Annotated in this window: 2 protein-coding genes; both read right to left on the bottom strand. The window is 49.2% G+C overall.

Annotated features, from left to right (window positions below; all coding sequences use genetic code 11):
* Positions 1-223 (bottom strand): recombination protein NinB (locus tag PSI23_RS22040; protein WP_273557048.1); only part of this gene is annotated, 223 nt, incomplete at its 3' end.
* Positions 224-394, bottom strand: coding sequence for a Lar family restriction alleviation protein (locus PSI23_RS23335; RefSeq protein WP_373567373.1), 171 nt, complete (start codon positions 392-394; stop codon positions 224-226). It lies immediately after the preceding gene.
* Positions 395-484 lie beyond the last annotated feature (90 nt).

Raw genomic sequence — 484 nt, 5'->3', positions numbered from 1 at the left:
ATTTCCATTCCTGCGTCTTCCATGTACTGTCAGACCATTCAATACCCTGTTTAGAGACGTCACCACATAACGCATGGAACTTGTCGTTCTGCGGTAGGGTTCGGCTTGAGTCTGATAGGGTGATTTGAATCGGGAATTCGTCGCTGAGGGGTAAGTTATCGAGAGCGGCTTTCAGGTTATTGAGTATTCGCACATTCCGTAGCAGAAAGATCTGCTTGTCCATCTAACCTCCGTCATTTGCCCTCTGGTTCCACACCTGAATTACAGCGTGTTCGTCAGTTCCATAAACTGAATTACCGCATTCGTAGCACTCCACAAAATTACAGGGACGAATCCCATTTATCGACAAAACGTCGCTGCCGCATTTAGGACACGGCTTGAGTTCGTCTGTCATACCCCCTCCACCAGCTCATCAGGGATTTCAATCTCGTCGCCCAATTGTGCAGCGACCACAGCACGGCAGATGGCGATTTGAGGCGTATCC

Source organism: Xenorhabdus yunnanensis, assembly GCF_028598805.1.
GTDB lineage: Bacteria > Pseudomonadota > Gammaproteobacteria > Enterobacterales > Enterobacteriaceae > Xenorhabdus > Xenorhabdus yunnanensis.
Note: the sequence above shows the minus strand (reverse complement) of the source record. Positions and strands in the feature narration are given on the sequence as shown.